Genomic DNA, 18,904 nt, shown 5'->3' on the forward strand with positions numbered 1-18,904 from the left:
GTCAACCGACTTATTCGGCTTTCAGGAATTCGCCGACTTCCAGCAGCACGAACTCATTGTCATCGACCTTGTCGAGCGAACGGCCTGCCGAGAACGGAAGATTATTGTCGTTGCCGACGATGATATGGGTATCGTCCACGCGGTCGACATTCTCGATCGTCACGAACGGCATGTCGTAAATAGCGTCATGGCCACCCTGACGGCGCTTATTGTCCGGGTCTGCAATCGTCAGCAGATCGATATAGCCGATCTTGCGCACTTCCTTGCCAACATTGCTGTCATCGAAAGAAATCTTGTAGATGCGCTTGACCTTGGACGGCACATCGAAGCAATCCGGCTGCGGCTTCTTCGGATCGGCACAGGCCTTTTCGGCAACGCCTGCACCATTATCACGCTCGATGACAAGCCCCGTGCTGGCGTCCAGCATGTTGAAGTCGCCAATCGCTTCGCCACCATCGGCAAGAGGATAGAGCCACGAACGGCCCGTCCACTTCTTGTCGGCGACGCTGAACTCGATGATGCGCAGACCAGTCTTGCCGCTTTCGGTCTTTTCCGGTGCGCCATCGACGAAAAGCGGACCTTCGAGAAGACCGTAGAGCTTCGAACCGTCCTTCGACATGGCAAGGCCTTCAAAGCCGCCCGAACGCTTCAGATTGTAAACCGGAAGCTTGAGGCTCGGATTGGCAGGCAAAGCGAGCTTTGGATTATCCGGCGAGACGACCTGCGTTTCACCGACCTGCGTTGAAAACACGTCGGTCAGCTTGCCGTCAGTATCAAACTTCAGCAGGAACGGACCGAATTCCTCGCCCACCCAGAAGCCATCCGCCACCGGCTGGATCGATTCCACGTCGAAATCGGCACCAGTCAGGTAGCGCTTTTCCGCGCCTTCCATGACAATTGGAAATGGTGCTTTCTTGTCCGGGTCGGTGAGGAACAGGGTCTTCACGCGCTCGACCTTGCCGTTGTCCCAGTCGAACTTGACATTGTGCAGCATCAGCATGGCGTCGGGCGAATTGAACTTCGTGCCGAAACCATTGTCCGACAGCGTCCAGAAGCTGCCGTCTTCCATGGTCTTGATGCCCGAAAAGCCCTGCACAGGCTGGCCGTCGAATGGCAGTGAAAGACCGGTCTTGCGCACGCCATCCTTGCCTTCAATCGTACCGATGCCTTCCGCGCGCTTGCGGTCCGCGGTCGTGAACTTGCCGGAAGTCTTCAAATGCTCTGCCGCATCGTCCGGTGCTGCAATGACCGTATTGGCTGGCAGGATTGCATGGGCCTTCAGCGTGGCCGGAAATGCTTTTTCCTCCGCCGACGCCGGAACAATGGTGAAAGCCAGAAGGCTGGCGAGAATGGTTGACGTGCCGAAATACCGATGCATGGAATGTCCCCGTTCCGAGTTAGAGCACGTCCCGAAAAGTGCGAAGCGGCTTTCGGATGAGGCGTGCTAAAAAGTAAAAAGCGAGAGCGGTTAAGTCGATTTTACCCTCACGGAAACCGCTTAAGCCTGCGGCATAGGTAAGCACGCTTCGTGACACGTGCTTGACTGTCCAATGAAGCTTTGAAGACTGCCACTGACAAAGCGCGGGAAAACCGAACTTCGGTGATTTGGAATATTTTTCCTCTATTCGGCAGACAACTATGACGCTAGTTTCCTGCGTGGTTGTGTGAGGGAAAAAATGACCGACAATTCGTCCGTTCGCCGCAATATTCTTATCCTGACGATGGCGCAGGCGCTCGGCGCGTCCAGTCCGCCTATCGTCATCTCGCTCGGCGGCCTTGTCGGGCAAAAATTGTCGTCCGATCCGGCCCTCGTCACCTTGCCTGTCAGCCTGTTCAATCTGGGACTGGCACTCGGCACTTTGCCTGCCGCGTTCCTGATGCGGCAGCTCGGACGGCGCAATGCCTATATGATTGGCGCGCTTGTCGGCGCGACGGCGGGGCTTGTCGCAGCCGCTGGCATCTTCTCCGCATCATTCCTGATCTTCTGCCTTGGCACGCTGACAGCAGGTCTCTATGCCGCCTATGTGCAGAGCTATCGCTTCGCCGCCGCAGACACCGCCAGCGGCGATATGAAGGCCAAGGCAATTTCCTATGTGATGGTTGGCGGGCTCATCGCCGCAATCGTCGGACCGCAGCTGGTGATCTGGACCCGCGACACGATACCCGACGCCATGTTCGCTGGCAGTTTCCTCAGCCAGGCGGTGCTGGGCCTCATCGCATTGCCGGTCCTGTCCCTGCTGCGCGCGCCCAAGGCTGTCAAAGCGGCCAATGCCAGCAATGACACCGGAAGACCCCTGATCGAAATTCTAAAAATGCCGCGCTTCATCCTGTCGGTGGCGGCAGGCGTCTGCTCCTATGCCCTGATGACATTCGTGATGACGGCGGCACCTATCGCCATGGTCGGCCACGGTCATTCGGTCGATCACGCAGCGCTTGGCATTCAATGGCATGTGCTCGCCATGTTCGGACCTAGCTTTTTCACCGGCAAGCTGATCGCCCGCTACGGCAAGGAAAAGATCACCGCGCTCGGTCTGGTCCTGATCGCCGGGGCAGCTGCCGTTGCACTCGGCGGCTTCGATGTCGGCCATTTCTGGATGGCGCTGATCCTGCTTGGCATCGGCTGGAATTTCGGCTTCATCGGCGCCACGGCGATGGTCACCGACTGCCACACGCCAGCCGAGCGGGGCAAGGCGCAGGGCGCCAATGATTTCATCATGTTCGGCACGGTTGCCTGCGCATCGTTCTTTGCAGGATCACTGCTGCATGCTTCTGGCTGGGAAACAATCAACTGGCTGGTTTTCCCCACTGTCGCACTGGTGGTCGTGCCGCTTATCCTGCGCCTGAAGCCGAAGGTCGTGACACAATAACCAGCGTTATAAATAAGCACGCTATCGTGACTTGGACTTAGTTTCGCCAGAAGCTATCTGTTTTACTGAAGAGCACCGATCCGATTCCGTTGGGTCGGTGCTCTGTCTTTCTTTTCTGAAGCTATGATGCGACGCCGTATATTCAGGTTCTTGAGTGCCGGACGAACCGCTGGAATGAGACAATGATCAACGATCTGACCGACGAAATGTTCTGGCTGTTCACCATCGGTGTCTGCATTCTGTTCATTATCCGCCTGCTGTCGCCGCCACCAGCGATGCGCAGCAAAACATCCGGTCAGCCGCTGCCGCGCCCACGCTGGCGCTCGCGTCGCCGCGCTTTCCGTGAACGCTGGATGGCGCGCAGCAAAGCCGAACGGCCTTAAAAGGCGGAAGACGTCTCAACGCATAAAGATGAGCGCCATGCCGACGACGGCAAAAGCCGCGCCAAGCCATGCGCCCGCGGCTGGGCGCTCGCCCGTCCTGAGCCAGAGCAGCGGCAAGATGATAACCGGCGTTGTGGCCGATATGGTCGAGACAATGCCCGCTTTGCCACCCGACAAGGCGAAAAGCAGCAAGGTCATGCCGATGCCAAGCGACAGAAAACCGGTCAGCGCCGTCATCGCCCCAACCCGCCAATTGAGCGGATTGCGCGGCTTCACGGCAGCAAAGGGCAACTGCATCAGAATAGACAGACATATCGCGGCAGTGCCAACGCGCAACATGGACCCGACAAACGGGTCAATGCCCGTTTCCATCACCGGACGCGCAATGATCGAGCCGATTGCCTGACCAAGCGCGGACAGCAAGCCAAGGCCGATACCGGCCCATAGCGATCCCTTGATCGTTTCCCATGGATGCAGCTGCGTTGCGCGCTTGCCAAAGAAAATCGCCAGCGACACCCCGAAAACCGTGATGACAATGCCGAGCACGGCGGTCAGCGACAGGGTTTCGCCCAGCACCAGCCAGCCGAGCAGTGCCGTCATTGGCGCATTCATGGCAAAGAGAATGCCGGAGCGGCGCGGTCCGAGCCTGTTGAGCGTAATGAAGAGCAGAGTATCGCCCAGGAAAATGCCGATAAAACCGGAGACCATCAGGGGCAAAACAACATCGCCGCTTAGCTGCTGCCATTTTCCAGTTGCGATGACATAGATGGCAAGCAGGCTCGTGACAAACACCTGCCGCACGCGATTGAAGGCAAGCGCCCCCAGATGACCGGCTGGCCAGGCGGAGATGAGGCCCGTCAGTGCCCAGCACGTTGCTGCGCCAGCGGCAGCCAGCTCATAGATCGGCATGTTATTCCTGCAATTTTCCCAAATCCGGCATTTGGTGCGCCACTCCTCCGGCGCGCCAAACACTATGCCGCTTTCTATCGGGGCAGGAAAATGCCGTCTATTTCATTCTCGTGAACTGGCTATCACGGAAATCGAACGGTCCGTCACTGGTTAGAACCGGTAGGTCACGCCCAGAACAGGACCGTTGAGGCGCGAATCGAACACATAACCGTCACGGTCGTAATCGACATGCAGCGCCTTATAGCCTGCCGAAACCGACAGGTGATCGGTGAGCACATAATTGACCGTGCCAAGCACCGACCAGGTCAGTTCGGAACCAGCGCCGAAGCCGCCAATATCCGCCTGCGCCTGCAAGGAAAGCTTGTCTGTCAGACGCAAGAGCGCCCGCGTGCCAACCACAGGATCGACCCAGTTGAAGCTCTCGCCATAGCTGCGCGACAGGCCGAGCGCGCTGACCGTCACATCGTTGGAAATGTGCCAGAAGCGGATGCCGCCCAGCGCATCAAGGGTGAATTTCGGCGTATCGACAACGCGATAACCGGCTTGCAGCGTGGCCATGAACTGCTTGCTATCCACATCGCCCTTGACGACGGTGCCCGATGGAATGGCAATCGGCAGCGGCGGCAGGTTGCCATAGGCGTGGCTTTCCGTGGTATCGACATACATCATGTCGCCCGAGACGACGAAACGGTCGTATCGGCCCCAGACATTGACGAAGCCGCTGAAATTGAGATCGCTCAACACATCGGAAAAGGACTTTTCGACGCCGATGGTCGGTGCGCGCTGGAAGGGCGAAATGTCTCCCTTGAGACCGGCTGCCCAGACATAGGGCGTGATTTGCAAGGCCCAGCGCTGGCTCTCCACGACAGAAGGTGCTTCCGGCGGAACGACAACCGCGTCGGCAGCACTTGCGGCCTGCGCGCCGCAAAGGGACATGACAACGGCGACAGCATACGTGTTCAGTCTATTCAAAATGCGTCCCTCAAGCTGAAAGCGTGTTCTTGTGAATGCGCCCATCCTTCATGATGAGCTTCATGGTGCGGTCCGGATCGGCAATCAATGAAATATCTTCAAGCGGATTGCCATCCAGCACGAGAATATCGGCATAGGCCCCGGCTTCGATACGGCCGAGCTTTGCCGGGTAAGGATTGCGCGGCCCCGACAGCGCGACCAGATCGGCATTGCCGCTGGTTAGCATGCGCAGCACTTCCGCATTGTCATACCAGCGCGCAAATTTCGCGAGCTGCTTGCCCTGCGTGGCCGTGCCCTTCGGGCTGAACAGAATATCGGTTCCGAGCGCCATCTTGACCTTGTACTGACGGCCAAGCTCGATGGCCCGCACAGTGCCGTCGGAGATCTGCTGCTGTTGCTGGCGCTGCACCGGATCGGACTTCGGATTGGCATCCTCGTCAGCGAGAAATGGCTGGATGCTCCACCAGGCATCGGCATCAGCCATGCGCTTGACAGTTTCCTCATCGGCAAGCTGGCCGTGCTCGATGGATTTCACACCGCAATTCAGCGCACGTTGAATACCGGCGGATGTGTAGGTGTGGATGCAGACATAGGTGCCCCAGTCGGAGGCGGCAGCAACAGCCGCCTTCGTCTCGGCCTCGGTGAACTGGATGCCGTCAATCGGGTCGTAAGACGAAGAAACGCCGCCGCCGCCCATGATCTTGATCTGGCTTGCACCGAGCATAAGCTGCTCGCGCACGCGGCGCAGCACTTCCGCTTCGCCATCGGCAATGGCCGAAATGCCTGCCCGTTCTGCAACACTCAGATCGCTCTGCGCGCTTCGCGGCAGATCGGTGCGCATGCGAAAATCACCATGACCGGAGGTCTGCGAAATCATCGCACCTGATGGGTAAATGCGCGGGCCAACCACGCCGCCCTCGTCAATGACCCGCTTAAGCGCGAAAGAAGGCCCACCGACATCGCGCACCGTTGTGAAGCCGCGCAACACCGTGCGCTCCGCTTCCTGCGCGGCGACCAGATGCACATAGGGAATATCGGCCGTCATGGCCGCCAACTGCGAAATTCCGGCCAGAATGGAGTGCCAGTGCGCTTCGATCATGCCCGGCATCAGCGTGCGCCCGCCGCAATCGATAACGTCCGCGTCTGCGACCGTTTCCTGCGCGCCGACCAGCGCCTTGATGAAATTTCCTTCCACCAGAACATTCTGGCCTTCAATGAGCTTTGCGCCCGTGCCGTCGAAAATCTTCACATTGGTGAGAAGAACGGGCTTTGCCGGGGCTTTGGTCTGCGCCATCGCCGTGCCGCTCAGGCCCAAGGCCGAGACGGTGAGCGTGGCCGCGGCGGCCTTGAGCAAATTGCGACGCGACAGCTTCTTTTCCATCCGCGCCATCAGCTGCAAAGCCTGCGGGCTGTGGCAAGCGCAGCTCCATCCATGAATGAGGTGCCCGTATTTTTGGCCAATCCGTATCGACAAGACACACCCCTTCTTTTCATTTGCGAACTATAGCGCGCAGAAAGCTTCAGGAAGCCGAAGCGATAACTTTCATGTTAGAGGATTCTTCAATAAAAACATCCGGAATTTGCCGGTTTCATCCATTCGATGTATATATTTTCCATCCTGTGCATTGCGAAAAAATGTCGACCGAACCTCCCCGCCTTAGCGCCGATTTGACTATTGAATTTGGAGTAAAAATTGCGCCGTGAACAAACTGTCCTTCAAGTCTCGATAGGCGTTACTCTCCTTGTCGCCGGTTTCGGCGTCGTATTTGGTCTTTTGTCCGGTTCATTCTCTATTGTATTCGACGGCGTCTACATGCTGGCCGACGCGGCCATGAGCGGGCTGGCGCTCATCGTATCGCGGCTGATTGCGCTTTCCGCCTTGCCGGAGCGGACCAACCGCAAACTGCGTGAACGTTTCACCATGGGTTTCTGGCATCTGGAACCGATGGTGCTCGGCCTCAACGGCATCATGCTGACCGGCGTTGCAATCTATGCCCTCATCAATGCGATCGCCATAATCATGCAAGGCGGTCGCCATCTCGAATTCACCTATGCCATTTTCTATGCGGTGGTGGCATTGATTGCCTGCCTCGGCATGGCCTGGTTTGAAATGCGCGCCAATCGCAACATCAAATCGGATTTCGTGGCGCTGGACGCCAAGGCCTGGATCATGTCTGGCGGCATTACCGCCGCGCTGTTGATCGCCTTCCTGATCGGCTATCTCGTCGAAGGAACGGAACTGGGGTGGATAGCGCCCTATATCGATCCGACCGCGCTGGCCGTGGTCTGTCTCGTCATCATCCCGATGCCCATCGGCACGATCAAACAGGCGCTGGCCGACATTTTTCTGGTCACGCCTGCGGACCTCAAACAGCATGTCGACAGCGTGGCGCAGGACATTGTGAAGCGCCATGGCTTCGTGTCCTATCGCGCTTATGTCGCCAAGGTCGGTCGCGGCAAGCAGATCGAACTTTACTTCATCGTCCCACCCAATCTGCCACCCCGGCGGCTGGAAGAATGGGACGCCTTGCGCGATGAAGTCGGCAATGCGCTGGGTGAAGAAAGCCCGGACCGTTGGCTCACCATCGCCTTCACCACCGATGTGGAATGGGCGGTGTAACAACTGCCTTATCCAGACAGCTTCTTCGCCTGAATTTTCTGCGATGAAGCTTCAACCGTCACATCATAGTGGTCGCCTTGCACGACATCGAGAATGCGGCTGGGACGAAAGGCGGCGATGTTGATGCCACCCTCATGGCGCAGGCTGTCGAACAGGATGCCGTCTTCTCCAGCGGCGCGCATGTCCTCCCCGAATTGCTGCGATGCGCCGTAATCGCCTGACGCATAGACGTCCGGCCTTGCCGCTTGCTCGCCACATATATCGACGAAATCGCCTTCTAGACGCGCGCTATAGACACGGAATGTACGGGAAAGTGTCGCCCGCCCCGTGGCGACCGCTTCGCGGCGCATATGATGCGCGACTTCCACCACGGAGGTGGTGAGGCTGGCGGCGGCATACCACGCGCCAAGCTCTGGCCCGTTGAACCGCATGCCGCCGGGCGCTACATGCAGGAACGTCGCCATGACGATGCTGGAATTCGGCCTGCCGAACACCCATTCCTCCTGCGGCAGCCTTTGCAGGCGCTCGACCAGAAGCCGGTCATTGGTCCAGCCCGCCAGTTCCATCACGGCTTCCAGATCGGCAGCGGTTGCCACCGTGTCGAAAAGCCCGACAGGAGGAAAACGCGACGGAATAAGTCGGTAGCCTGGATGCGGGGCGGGATTGCGCCTCACGAGAACACCACGTCGGAATCGCGGTAAGGGGTGAAGGCGCTGTCGATTTCATTCGGCTCCATGAAGTGGCCGCCACGCGCCGCATCCAGAAACCGCCGCACGGTCAGCAATCCGTCCTGCGTGCCGCCCGTAACCAGCCTCAGCGGCGCATGACCGCCAAACACCGTTGCGCGATTGGGCGTCGTCAGCCAGCGCACGCCCGCCATCTCATCGGCGTAGAGAACACCCAGCGCCTGATGAATGCCGAGCACGGCGGACAGGCGCGTCAGCACATCAACATCCAGCGTGATATCGCGATGCTCACGCACGGCTTTCACCCAGTTGTAATAGGTTGAGCGCGATGGAAGACCCAGCACCAGCAGACGCTGCTGCTCGTCCAGCCCCCAGAGATCGGCAATGGCGAGAAAGGTGCGCAGACCGGGAGCGCTCAGCCGCTTGCGCGACAATGGCTTGAAACGGCCCGGGTCGAGAACATCGGGTCCTTTTTCAATCCCTGTCTTTAACATCGCCGCGTTCCGAGCCATGACTTTCTCCATTCGTCCAGAATGGAATATAGTCCAAATCTGGACTTTTACAACCCGGTATGAGAGCGCATCCCGAAAAGTGTGAAACGGTTTTCGGACAAGATGCGCGTTGAAACAGAGGATTAGAGCGCCGATCTGATGCAATCAGATCGACGCTCTAAAGAAAGCGATTATTCAGCCGCGATAAGCGGGGCGTTGGCAGCACCCGGAAGATCGAAATGGACCGGACGCAGCGAGACATAACCATTGCGGATATCCAGCACATGCGAATAAACCTGCGCGCCGCTTTCCAGCACTGGAAGCTTTTCCTCATGCATGATGCTGATGACGATGGCGTCGGGGCAGCGGGTCTTCAGGGATGCATGGAAGCGCGCCTTTGAAGCCGGGTCGAGAGCGCCCGTGGCTTCGTCGAGGAAAATGATCGAAGGCTTGTGCAGGAGAATGCGCGCCAGCACGATCTTCTGCTTCTGCCCACCGGACAGAACCATATCCCAAGGCGCGCCACCGGCATCGCTATCGTTCATCCGTTCGATGAATTCACCGAGACCCGCTTCATGCAGGACGGCAGCAACGGCAAGATCGCTGAAGCTTCCGGCATCGCCCGGCAGACTGACAAGCTGCTTCAGCGATACGGACGGGAACTTCGCATCCTGCGTCGCATAGAGCGAGGTCGCATTCTGCGGATAGATGATATCGCCAGTGCCATAAGGCCAAAGACCGTTCAGCGCCTTCACGAAGGAAGTTTTGCCCGAGCCGGATTCACCGCGCATATAGACCCAGTCGCCAGCGCGGATATTGATCACTCCGGAGCGCAGGAACGGCGCCTCGCTGTCCGGCCCCTGCATCAGTGTGAGGTTGCGGACAGACAGGCCAAAGCGCGGATGCTGACGGGCGAAGGCAAAGCGATTGACGCCCGAACGCGCATAGAATCCCGACGGGTCCTGCACATTTTCCATGGCCTGCGCCAGCCCGGTCACGCGGTTTGCATTGGCGCGCAGATTGGCGATTGCAGGCATAACCTGAATGAACCACGAGCAATCATTGATCATGGCGGCAACCAGTTCAGCACCCGTGACATAATTACGGAAGCTCACCGACCCGCTCATATAGGGCAGAAGGCCCGGAATATAGGCGACGATGCGGTTGGACAGGAAGCCATAGGCCTGCGAGAAGGCCAGATAGGCCGCGTCAAAACGATTGAGCTTGTTCCAGGTGCCGTCGACATCCTTGTAGAGACGTTCATGCACCGAACGCTGAACGGCCTCGCCATTGGAGGCGGAAATCTGGAAGCTGCGGCGCAGAAGGGTCGTCCATTCACCACGATAGGAACCTTCCGCCTGCTGAATGCCGAGATTGAGGCGCTCCAGACGGCGACCGATCTTGATGGCGACGAACGTACCAAGCGGCACGTAAATCAGGATGGCGGCAAAGGCGAGAACCGCGCTGCCATAAGAACCGAAGACTTCCAGCCCTTCCACATCCGTGGACATTTCAATGAGCTTCTGTCCGATGAAGAAGGCCGACAGAACGACGCCGACAATGCCCATCACGAGGCCAATGGCGCCGCCGGTCATGCCCTTGATCGATTCCTGCAAGCGCTGATCGACATTGTCGATCTGGTCCTTGCCGCGACCCTGCTGCAAATGGAAATGCGTGTGCTTGCTATTGAGAAGCGCTGCGGAGAACTGGTCGTTCAGCCACTTGCGCCACTTGCGATGCAAGGTGGTGGAAAGGAAATGGCGCGAGCCGACCAGCATCACATCCTTGGCCAGCATCAGCAGGATCAGGAGACCGGCATTGGTTGAAATGGCAATCAGCGGGCTTTGAACCGGCGCGGTATTTACATTGACGATGGAGTTCATCAGATGGCCGGAGGCTTCCGCCACCCAGACCGTCATCTTGCTGACGAAAGCCGTCAGAAGAAAAATGGCGGCGGTGAGCGCCCAAGCTTCTCTCCAGCGGTCGGACACCCAATAGGCGCGCATCAAGCCCCAGAACGAGGTCATGCTGGCCACGGCAGACTTGTCCCCTTGGTGCAGGCTTGCCTGCCGGGACTGTCGTTCTATCTGCCGTACTCCTTTCAATCCGCACCTCGCTTCCAGTTCACCAATTGTAACTCTGTGTAACACATTGCAACAAACTGTGGTTAACGCAATGTTAACAGTCAATACAAAACGCGAGCACGGAATCTTGAAAAGCGGGATGCGCCCTTTCAAGAACCTGAAATCGTTCAGCTATTGGATGTGCTAAATTTTATGGGAAAGCGCCGTTTTATGCGGAAAACGGACGCTTAGAAGCAAATATGCAACATGATTCGGCGTGATCGCTCTGTTACAAGGCGAGAAATGCCTGCAATCGCGGCACAGCGAAATCGAGGAAGACCTTCACGCGCTGGGGCAGTCTGGCCCCGCCGAGGAACACGGCATTCACCTCTTCCTCGTCGCTTTCGATGACATCCGCCAGTACCTCCACCAGCCGTCCGGCTGCTATGTCGTCGCGCGCATGATAATGCGCGATGCGGGCCAGCCCCACCCCGGCTATGGCCATGCGGCGCACCGTTTCACCATTATTGGCGAGCAATGATCCATAGACGGCGCGGTCGACAATGCGACCACTTTCCTTGAGCGGCCAGACCGGCGCAACGCGGCGAAAGTTGAAGCCGATGCAATTATGCTCGGCGAGGTCGTCAACCGAGCGCGGCGTGCCGCAGCGCTCCAGATAGGCGGGGGCCGCCACGATCTTGCGCCGCGCCAGACCGATCTTGCGCATCATCATGCTGGAATTTGCAAGCTTGCCGGTCCGAAAAGCCACATCGGTCCGATCGCGATAGAGGTCCACGATCTCGTCGTTGAGCGACAGGTCCACCACGATATTCGGATAGGCGCTGAGAAACTCCGGCAGCACCGGCTCCAGCCCCAGCGTACCCAGTGCAACCGACGTGGTGATGCGCACCGTGCCGCCGGTGCTGGCTGAGCCTTGCGACAGTTCACGCTCGATCTCGTCAAAGTCGTGCAGTAGCCCCTGACTGCGCTCATAATAGATGCGCCCTTCGGCGGTGAGCGACAGGCGGCGGGACGACCGCTCCAAAAGCCGCACGCCAAGCCGCGTCTCGATGCGGGAAATCAGCTTGCTGATCGTCGATGGATTCATGCGCAAAAGACGCGCAGCCTCCGAGAAGCTGCCCGCGTCCACGACCCGCAGGAACACCTGCATCTCACCGGCGCGATTATCCATCCATGACCCCATCTGTGAAATTGTTTCATAGATAATGTGGAACGACAGCGGATTTTCAAGTGGGAATGTTGGGCCTATCTCTTTGTGCATCACAGGATTCTAATGGATTCCTGACTGGAAGCGTTTGCCTCCCAAGCTTCGTGCGCCTCCGCGCGAAACGCGTCCAGCCAGTCAACAGGAGTTACAATGAAGATCGTCAACGCACACGGCGCGGCTATTCCCGCGCTCGGTTTCGGCGTTTTCCGTATGTCGGACGCCGAAGTGGAAGCCGTCATTCCAGCCGCACTGGAAGCAGGTTTCCGCCATTTCGATACCGCTCAAATCTATCAGAACGAAGCAGCCCTTGGCCAAGCCTTGCAGAAGGCTGGCCCACGTCGCGATGATCTGTTCCTGACCACCAAGGTCTGGGTCGATAATTATAGCGAAGAGAAGTTCGCTTCTTCCGTGACCGAAAGCCTCGACAAGCTGCAAGTCGATCAGGTCGACCTCTTGCTGCTGCACTGGCCAGCCCACAAAGTGTCGATTGCCGAACAGGTCGATTTGCTGAATGCGGTTCAGGCTTCGGGCAAGACGCGCTTTATCGGCGTCAGCAACCAGAATATCGCGCAGATGAAAGAATCGATTGAACGCAGCCAAGCGCCAATCGTGACCAACCAGATCGAGGTTCACCCTTATCTCGACCAGAACGCGATTGCTGCTGCCGCCAAGGAAGCTGGCGTTGCCATCACCGCCTATTTCGGCATGGCCGATGGCGCGGTTCCGCGTGATCCGGCACTGCAGGCCATCGGTGCGAAATACGGCAAGACTGCCGCACAGGTTGCGCTGCGCTGGCTCATCGAACGCGGTTTCATCGCGCTTTCGAAGACCGCCAAGCCGGCACGTGTCGCGGAAAACTTCGACCTGTTCGACTTTGAACTCAATTCTGAAGACATGGCGGCGATTGCAAAGCTCGCCCGTCCTGACGGACGTCTGGTCAGCCCTCCCGAGCTGGCGCCTGTCTGGGACAAGTAACACGGAGATTTCGCTATGAGTGCTTCAAACGCTCAGACAAGCGCAACCCAGGCGGCCGGTTTCAACTGGCCGCTTCTTGCGCTTGCAATCGGTGCCTTCGGCATCGGCACCACCGAATTTGCGCCAATGGGCCTGCTGCCCGTCATCGCCGATGGTGTGAATGTATCGATCCCGACCGCTGGCCTGCTGGTCAGCGCCTATGCGATTGGCGTCATGATCGGCGCTCCGATCATGACTCTGGCGTTCGGGCGTTTCGGCAAGCGCACCGCGCTGATGCTGCTGATGGCGATCTTCACCATCGGCAACATTCTGTCGGCCTTTGCACCAGACTACTGGACGCTTCTGGCTGCTCGTCTCGTGACGAGCCTCAACCACGGCGCGTTCTTCGGTCTCGGCTCCATCGTTGCGGCCAGCGTCGTGCCGCCAGAAAAGCGGGCCAGCGCCGTTGCGACCATGTTCATGGGTCTCACCATCGCCAATATTGGCGGCGTCCCGGCAGCAACCTGGATCGGCCAGCAGATCGGCTGGCGCATGTCATTTGCGGGAACTGCGGTTCTCGGCCTCGTCGCCATTGCCGCCCTGTGGCTTTCACTGCCGCGCGGTGAAGCGGGCAAGATGCCCGATATCCGTAAGGAAGTGGGTGTTCTGTTGCGTCCAACCGTGTTGAAGTCGCTGGCGACAACCGTGATGGGTGCAGGTGCGATGTTCACGCTCTACACCTATGTTGCCGCCGTTCTGGCTGATCGCACCGGCGCTTCGGAAGGTTTCGTGACGCTGGCGCTCGTCATCATCGGCGTGGGCTTTACCGTCGGCAATGCGCTGGGTGGCCGTCTGGCCGACTGGTCGCTGAATGGCGCAACGCGGATCTTCCTCGGCCTGCTCGCTGCCATCAGCTTCGTGCTGCCGCTCGCGCTCAACAGCCATGTCGGCGCGCTCATCAGCCTGCTGGCCTGGGGTGCTGCTGCATTCGCCATCGTGCCGCCGGTTCAGATGCGCGTCATGCAGGCTGCATCCGAAGCACCGGGTCTGGCTTCGTCGATCAATATCGGCGCATTCAACCTCGGCAATGCGGTGGGTGCCGCTCTGGGTGGCGCGGTGCTGAGCGCGGGCTACGGCTATGCGGCCATCCCGGTGGCCGGTGGCCTTCTGGCAGCGGCGGGTCTGCTGTTCACGCTGTCACGTCGCCCGAAGGTGGAGCTTGCCCCCACGGCTTGCTGATAGATTTGCTCCGGCGCGCGCCTGATCAATCGAGCGTGCGCCGGAAGCGCAACAGAGCCATCGTGGCAAACAGAATAACGAACAGGATCAGCGCATTCACCTCGCCGGCAATATCGGCAAGGGTTGCGCCCTTCAGCATCACCGCGCGCACGATGCGCAGGAAATGCGTGAGCGGGAAAATCTCGCCCAAGGCCTGCGCCCAGTCGGGCATGCCCCTGAACGGAAACATGAAACCCGACAGCATCAGCGACGGCAGAAAAAAGAAGAAGGTCAGCTGCATGGCCTGCATCTGCGTGCGCGAAGCGGTCGAAATCGTATAGCCGAGCAACACCAGCGACAAAACGAAGATCAGCACGCAAGCCAGAAGCAGCGCCAGCGATCCGACGAACGGCACGCCGAACAGAAGCTTAGCCGCAACCAGCACGACCACCACCTGCACCGCCCCCACAGCGAGAAACGGCAGCACCTTGCCCAGCATGATCTCGGCAGGCGTGGCAGGCATGGCCAGCAGGTTTTCCATGGTGCCGCGCTCGGTTTCACGGGTCAGCGCCATGGCCGTCATCATCACCATCGTCATTTGCAGGATGACGCCGAGCAGGCCGGGCACGATATTATACTGCGACACGCCTTCCGGATTGTACCGACGATGCACGATCACCTGTAGCTGGCTGCGGGCGGCCTCCGTCGCTTCGACCTGCTTGCCCTGCTCGCGCAACAGCGCCTGACTGGCCACGGTGCTCAGCGTTGAAATTGCCCCGCTTGCCACAGATGGGTCGGTTGCATCGGCTTCGATGAGAATTTGCGGTGTATCGCCTGCATCCACCCGCCGCTCGAAGTCGGACGGGATGGTGACCACGAAGGAGACCGTGCCGTTGGCAATCAGCGCTTCGGCTTCGGCGGCGCTTTGAACCACGTGATCGAAGCGATAATAGCCTGTCGTTTCCAGCGCCGATATCATCGCCCGGGTGTAATGATCCTGACTGGTGACGACCACGGCGCTGGGCAAGCTTTTCGGGTCATTGTTGATCGCAAAGCCGAACAGCAGAAGCTGCATCAGCGGCACCACCAGCATCATGGCGAAGGTAATGCGGTCGCGCCGCATCTGGATGAATTCCTTCATCAGCATCGCGCCAAGACGCTCGAATGAAAACCAGCTGCCCGTCGTCATCCTTTGCTGCTCCCGGCCTTGTTACTCCCGGTGCTGGCTGCTTTCGCCATATTGTCCTGCGCATTGGCCATGAACTGGATGAAGACATCCTCAAGGCTGGTTTCGCCTGCCTCAACGGTAATCCCGTCACGATGCCTGATCTTGTCGAGCGCCATTTCCAGCTTGGCCCGGTCGGAGCCGACAACATGCAGCGTCGCCCCGAATGGCGCCACTTGCAGAACGCCCGGCTCATTCTCCAGTTCGCGCGCAACATCGCCCAACCGCTGGCCGCTGACGACGAAAGTCGTAAGACCCGCCTCAGCGATCACATCCCTGACCGTTCCCGTCGCCAGAAGCTTGCCATAGGAAATATAGCTGATGCGGTGGCAGCGCTCGGCTTCGTCCATATAGTGGGTTGAAACCAGCACTGTCAGTCCGCCATCGGCAAGGCGATGAATCTCGTCCCAAAAATCGCGCCGCGCCTTGGGGTCAACACCGGCGGTCGGCTCATCCAGCAGCAGTAACTTGGGCTTGTGCATGATACAGGCGGCAAGTGCGAGCCGTTGTTTCCAGCCGCCGGAAAGCGTGCCAGCAAGCTGGTTGCCGCGCGATGTCAGCCCAAGTTCTTCCAGCGTGCGCGCCACATGGTCCCGCACGGGCTTCAGACGATAAAGCCGCGCCACAAATTCAAGATTTTCGGCGATGGTCAGGTCTTCGTAGAAGGAGAAGCGCTGCGTCATGTAACCGACCTCGCGCTTGATCTTCAGCCCTTCCGTGCGCAGATCAAACCCCAGCACCTGCCCCTCGCCTTCATCGGGCGTCAGCAAGCCGCACATCATGCGGATGGTCGTGGTCTTGCCGGAACCGTTCGGCCCCAGAAAGCCGACAATCTCGCCCTCCGCCACCGACATGCTCACATGATCGACGACAGTTGCATCGCCAAACCGCTTCACAAGACCTTTGACATCGATGGCGTTGGACATCATCGCCTCCGTCTACCGGGCAGCCAGATCGACATCGACGATCTGGCCCGGCTGGAGCGGCGAAGCCGGATCGACCGGATGCGCCTCGACGAGATAGACAAGCTTCTGGCGTGTTTCGAGCGAATAGATCACCGGCGGGGTGAATTCCGGGTCGGGCGAGACATAGCTCACCTTCGCCTTGAGGTCTGCCGTGCAGCCGTCGCAACGGACCGACAGCAAATCTCCAACCCGGACGGAGGAGAACTTGGCCTCCGGAATATAGACTTTCAGCTTCACCGCGCCGTCCGGCAGCATGGTCAACACTGGCGCGGTCGGCCCGGCGGTGTCGCCCGGATTGCGGATGACATCGGTGATCCGCCCGGCAGCGGGCGCAACAATGGTGCGCTTGGTCAGATGCCAGCGTGCGGAATCGAGCTGTGCGGCAGCGCTCTTGACCGCGTTTTCAGCGGCCTTGATTTCTTCCGGGCGGGCGGGCAAACGTCCCACGGCCAGATTGGCCATGCTCTGATTGATGGACGCTTCGGCCACTTCCACACTGGTTTTGGCATCGTCCAGCTGGGCCTGCGTCATGACCCCGCGCTTTGTCAGGTCCTGCGTGCGCAAAAGCGTGCGCCGCGCATCGTCGGCCTGCGCATTGGCGGTGCGCACCGACGCCTCCAGAACCGCAATTTCATCCGGGCGCTTGCCAACCTGCAAATCGGCAAGCTGCGCCTGGGCCTGCGCCAAAGCGGCTTCTGCCTGCGCAACCGCGATTTTCGCATCCGTCTCTTCGGTGAGCGCAATCGGCTTGTCCGGCTCCACACGTTCGCCGCGCTTCACCATGACGGATTGCACCTGCGCAACTTCCAGCGGGGCAAGCTGCACGAACTCGCCTTCGACATAGCCAACGGCCAGCGGCTGGCTGCTGCATGCCGCGAACAGATAGGACGCGAAAGGAACGATACAGAGAAGGCTCATTGCACTTCGTCCTTATTATGCTGTTCATCGCGGGCAGCGAGAATGGCAAACAGATTCTGCCGCGCGATGGCTGCAACCGCCTTGGCTTCATCGGGACCGAAAGCCGCCCAGCCCATGCGCCGCTTCACCGCCTCTTGCCCGATCCGGAAATAAACGACCTGTCCAAGCAGCGTGAAAACGGTAAGACGCGTTTGCTCGCTTTCTGCTGGTTCGCCAGTCGCCGCTTCCCAGACGGCGCAAAGCCGTTTGTGGGTCGGCTCGAAAACGCCGGAATAGATGCGGTCTAGCGCCGCTGTCGGATGCGCCAGCTCGCGCAACAGAAACTGAACGATTTCGCCGGATGCCGGTTGCGCCACGATAAACTGCACCATCCGCTCCAGCGCGAAACCCAGCTGCTGACGCGCAGCTTCCTTCGTCGTCGCAGGAGCACCGATTGCCCCGTAATGGCCAAGTGCCTGACCGGCAACGCCCTGTATCGTCTCGACGATATAGTCGGCAGCGGCAAGCCGCAGTCCTTCCTTGCCGCCGAAATGATAGGCGATGGAGCCGATATTCGCCTTGGCATAAGCCGCGATCTCGCGCGTCGAGGTGGCGTCGAAGCCTTTCGACCCGAACAGCTGCAAAGCCGCATGGATCAGCGCCATGCGCGTCTGGTCACTGGATAGTGACGGTTCGCTTTGGGCGGGGTTGGTGACGGTGTCAGTATTGCGCGGTTTTTTCATAATATTATTTAATCAATCGATTGATTAAATGTCAAGCAGTCGAAAACTGCGTGAGGACATCGCGCAGTTTTCGGTCAGATTCGGCGAGGTTTTACGAAGGGCTCTTGCCCATCATTTTGCGCTGGCGATAACTTTCTCCAGCCGCGTCTGGACGATCTTCGGCTTCTTGGCGGCAACGATCTGATCGAGATTGGCCGGATTGTCGCCAACTGCAATCACCGCAACCATGCCCATGGCGAAGTGCGGTGTGCATTTGACGAGATAGGCGCCCGGCTCCGTGACGGTCAGCACATAGTTCTCGTTCATCTTGCTTTTGAACGGGGCCACGCCTGCCGGGAGCATGTCCTTGACCGACTCGACATAATGCCCCTTGTCCACCGAGATGAAGGTTACCGTGTCGCCCGGCTTTGCCTTGATATAGGCCGGTTCGAACACCATGACGCCCTCAGCGCCCTTGTTCAGCATGTGAACTTCAATATTCTCGGCGAAAGCGGGGGCAGCAAGCAGGCCCAAGACACCGGCGGCAAGTCCCAACGCGGTCATACGCATTTTCATCTCGATCTCCATCACGAGCGCCGCGGCTGCCCAAGCGGACAGGCCGAAAGCGCCCAAACATTGCGGGCAAAGCAGCCCGCAATCGGAAATCTAGTCCCTTCATTTCAGGTTTTCCTTGATTGCAATCA

The 18,904-nt window shown here is 59.0% G+C and carries 18 protein-coding genes; 5 read left to right on the forward strand and 13 right to left on the reverse strand.

The window, feature by feature from the left end:
- Positions 1–10 precede the first annotated feature (10 nt).
- Entirely contained in the window at positions 11–1,378 is a 1,368-nt protein-coding gene (locus tag FHW00_RS13465; RefSeq protein ID WP_078339013.1) for an esterase-like activity of phytase family protein, read from the reverse strand.
- Between the two features lie 298 nt (positions 1,379–1,676).
- Between FHW00_RS13465 and FHW00_RS13470 the strand changes: the two genes are divergently transcribed.
- Positions 1,677–2,867, forward strand: coding sequence for an MFS transporter (locus FHW00_RS13470; RefSeq protein WP_078339014.1), 1,191 nt, complete (start codon positions 1,677–1,679; stop codon positions 2,865–2,867).
- Between the two features lie 182 nt (positions 2,868–3,049).
- Positions 3,050–3,250, forward strand: coding sequence for a hypothetical protein (locus FHW00_RS13475; protein WP_078339015.1), 201 nt, complete (start codon positions 3,050–3,052; stop codon positions 3,248–3,250).
- A gap of 15 nt (positions 3,251–3,265) precedes the next feature.
- Here the strand turns inward: FHW00_RS13475 and FHW00_RS13480 are convergent, their stop codons facing one another.
- The 3 genes from FHW00_RS13480 to FHW00_RS13490 all read right to left on the reverse strand — a co-directional run bounded on the left by FHW00_RS13480 (position 3,266) and on the right by FHW00_RS13490 (position 6,605).
- The gene (locus tag FHW00_RS13480; RefSeq protein WP_078339016.1) at positions 3,266–4,159 is read right to left on the reverse strand and encodes a DMT family transporter; all 894 of its coding nucleotides are present in this window, start codon (positions 4,157–4,159) and stop codon (positions 3,266–3,268) included.
- A 150-nt stretch (positions 4,160–4,309) separates the two neighbouring features.
- Positions 4,310–5,095 (reverse strand): hypothetical protein, encoded by a 786-nt coding sequence (locus FHW00_RS13485; RefSeq protein ID WP_078339073.1) that lies wholly within the window; start codon positions 5,093–5,095, stop codon positions 4,310–4,312.
- A gap of 46 nt (positions 5,096–5,141) precedes the next feature.
- Positions 5,142–6,605, reverse strand: a complete 1,464-nt coding sequence (locus tag FHW00_RS13490) for an amidohydrolase family protein (RefSeq protein WP_445558205.1) — start codon at positions 6,603–6,605, stop codon at positions 5,142–5,144.
- Positions 6,606–6,824: 219 nt separating this feature from the next.
- On the opposite strand from FHW00_RS13490, the gene FHW00_RS13495 reads away from it, so the two are divergent.
- Positions 6,825–7,751, forward strand: a complete 927-nt coding sequence (locus tag FHW00_RS13495) for a cation diffusion facilitator family transporter (RefSeq protein WP_078339017.1) — start codon at positions 6,825–6,827, stop codon at positions 7,749–7,751.
- Positions 7,752–7,759: 8 nt separating this feature from the next.
- Here the strand turns inward: FHW00_RS13495 and FHW00_RS13500 are convergent, their stop codons facing one another.
- The 4 genes from FHW00_RS13500 to FHW00_RS13515 form a co-directional block, all read right to left on the reverse strand.
- Positions 7,760–8,425 carry an RES family NAD+ phosphorylase gene (locus FHW00_RS13500; protein WP_078339018.1) on the reverse strand — a complete coding sequence of 222 codons (666 nt, stop codon included), beginning with the start codon at positions 8,423–8,425 and terminating at the stop codon, positions 7,760–7,762.
- Positions 8,422–8,949: an MbcA/ParS/Xre antitoxin family protein gene (locus FHW00_RS13505; RefSeq protein ID WP_078339019.1), complete on the reverse strand. Its 528-nt coding sequence runs from the start codon at positions 8,947–8,949 to the stop codon at positions 8,422–8,424. Before FHW00_RS13505 ends, FHW00_RS13500 begins: the two co-directional genes overlap by 4 nt.
- Positions 8,950–9,119: 170 nt before the next feature.
- Positions 9,120–10,964 carry an ABC transporter ATP-binding protein/permease gene (locus FHW00_RS13510; protein WP_176168320.1) on the reverse strand — a complete coding sequence of 615 codons (1,845 nt, stop codon included), beginning with the start codon at positions 10,962–10,964 and terminating at the stop codon, positions 9,120–9,122.
- Positions 10,965–11,280: 316 nt separating this feature from the next.
- Positions 11,281–12,183 (reverse strand): LysR family transcriptional regulator, encoded by a 903-nt coding sequence (locus FHW00_RS13515; protein ID WP_113533927.1) that lies wholly within the window; start codon positions 12,181–12,183, stop codon positions 11,281–11,283.
- Between the two features lie 186 nt (positions 12,184–12,369).
- On the opposite strand from FHW00_RS13515, the gene FHW00_RS13520 reads away from it, so the two are divergent.
- On the forward strand, positions 12,370–13,194 hold the full coding sequence (locus FHW00_RS13520; protein WP_078339021.1) for an aldo/keto reductase: 825 nt from the start codon (positions 12,370–12,372) through the stop codon (positions 13,192–13,194).
- Between the two features lie 15 nt (positions 13,195–13,209).
- On the forward strand, positions 13,210–14,412 hold the full coding sequence (locus FHW00_RS13525; protein ID WP_078339022.1) for an MFS transporter: 1,203 nt from the start codon (positions 13,210–13,212) through the stop codon (positions 14,410–14,412).
- Between the two features lie 25 nt (positions 14,413–14,437).
- Here FHW00_RS13525 and FHW00_RS13530 read toward each other — a convergent pair whose 3' ends face one another.
- The 5 genes from FHW00_RS13530 to FHW00_RS13550 form a co-directional block, all read right to left on the reverse strand.
- A complete protein-coding gene (locus tag FHW00_RS13530) occupies positions 14,438–15,580 on the reverse strand; it encodes an ABC transporter permease (protein ID WP_078339023.1) in 1,143 nt (380 codons plus the stop codon).
- On the reverse strand, positions 15,577–16,542 hold the full coding sequence (locus tag FHW00_RS13535) for an ABC transporter ATP-binding protein (protein ID WP_078339024.1): 966 nt from the start codon (positions 16,540–16,542) through the stop codon (positions 15,577–15,579). Before FHW00_RS13535 ends, FHW00_RS13530 begins: the two co-directional genes overlap by 4 nt.
- 12 nt (positions 16,543–16,554) lie before the next feature.
- Entirely contained in the window at positions 16,555–17,499 is a 945-nt protein-coding gene (locus tag FHW00_RS13540) for an HlyD family secretion protein (RefSeq protein WP_078339025.1), read from the reverse strand.
- The gene (locus FHW00_RS13545) at positions 17,496–18,221 is read right to left on the reverse strand and encodes a DUF1956 domain-containing protein (RefSeq protein WP_078339026.1); all 726 of its coding nucleotides are present in this window, start codon (positions 18,219–18,221) and stop codon (positions 17,496–17,498) included. The genes FHW00_RS13540 and FHW00_RS13545 overlap by 4 nt, the downstream gene beginning before the upstream one ends.
- Positions 18,222–18,332: 111 nt before the next feature.
- Complete coding sequence (locus tag FHW00_RS13550; RefSeq protein ID WP_078339074.1) at positions 18,333–18,770, reverse strand: pseudoazurin; 438 nt, start codon at positions 18,768–18,770, stop codon at positions 18,333–18,335.
- Between the last annotated feature and the right edge of the window lie 134 nt (positions 18,771–18,904).

This window comes from Ochrobactrum sp. P6BSIII (assembly GCF_014138065.1).
Lineage (GTDB): Bacteria > Pseudomonadota > Alphaproteobacteria > Rhizobiales > Rhizobiaceae > Brucella.

Bases quoted from the DNA above. Each gene is read 5' to 3' on its own strand.
- FHW00_RS13465 (WP_078339013.1), bottom strand. From the start codon at position 1,378: ATGCATCGGTATTTCGGCACGTCAACCATTCTCGCCAGCCTTCTGGCT.
- FHW00_RS13470 (WP_078339014.1), top strand. From the start codon at position 1,677: ATGACCGACAATTCGTCCGTTCGCCGCAATATTCTTATCCTGACGATG.
- FHW00_RS13475 (WP_078339015.1), top strand. From the start codon at position 3,050: ATGATCAACGATCTGACCGACGAAATGTTCTGGCTGTTCACCATCGGT.
- FHW00_RS13480 (WP_078339016.1), bottom strand. From the start codon at position 4,159: ATGCCGATCTATGAGCTGGCTGCCGCTGGCGCAGCAACGTGCTGGGCA.
- FHW00_RS13485 (WP_078339073.1), bottom strand. From the start codon at position 5,095: ATGTCCCTTTGCGGCGCGCAGGCCGCAAGTGCTGCCGACGCGGTTGTC.
- FHW00_RS13505 (WP_078339019.1), bottom strand. From the start codon at position 8,949: ATGGCTCGGAACGCGGCGATGTTAAAGACAGGGATTGAAAAAGGACCC.
- FHW00_RS13515 (WP_113533927.1), bottom strand. From the start codon at position 12,183: ATGGATAATCGCGCCGGTGAGATGCAGGTGTTCCTGCGGGTCGTGGAC.
- FHW00_RS13520 (WP_078339021.1), top strand. From the start codon at position 12,370: ATGAAGATCGTCAACGCACACGGCGCGGCTATTCCCGCGCTCGGTTTC.
- FHW00_RS13525 (WP_078339022.1), top strand. From the start codon at position 13,210: ATGAGTGCTTCAAACGCTCAGACAAGCGCAACCCAGGCGGCCGGTTTC.
- FHW00_RS13530 (WP_078339023.1), bottom strand. From the start codon at position 15,580: ATGACGACGGGCAGCTGGTTTTCATTCGAGCGTCTTGGCGCGATGCTG.
- FHW00_RS13535 (WP_078339024.1), bottom strand. From the start codon at position 16,542: ATGTCCAACGCCATCGATGTCAAAGGTCTTGTGAAGCGGTTTGGCGAT.
- FHW00_RS13540 (WP_078339025.1), bottom strand. From the start codon at position 17,499: ATGAGCCTTCTCTGTATCGTTCCTTTCGCGTCCTATCTGTTCGCGGCA.
- FHW00_RS13545 (WP_078339026.1), bottom strand. From the start codon at position 18,221: ATGAAAAAACCGCGCAATACTGACACCGTCACCAACCCCGCCCAAAGC.
- FHW00_RS13550 (WP_078339074.1), bottom strand. From the start codon at position 18,770: ATGCGTATGACCGCGTTGGGACTTGCCGCCGGTGTCTTGGGCCTGCTT.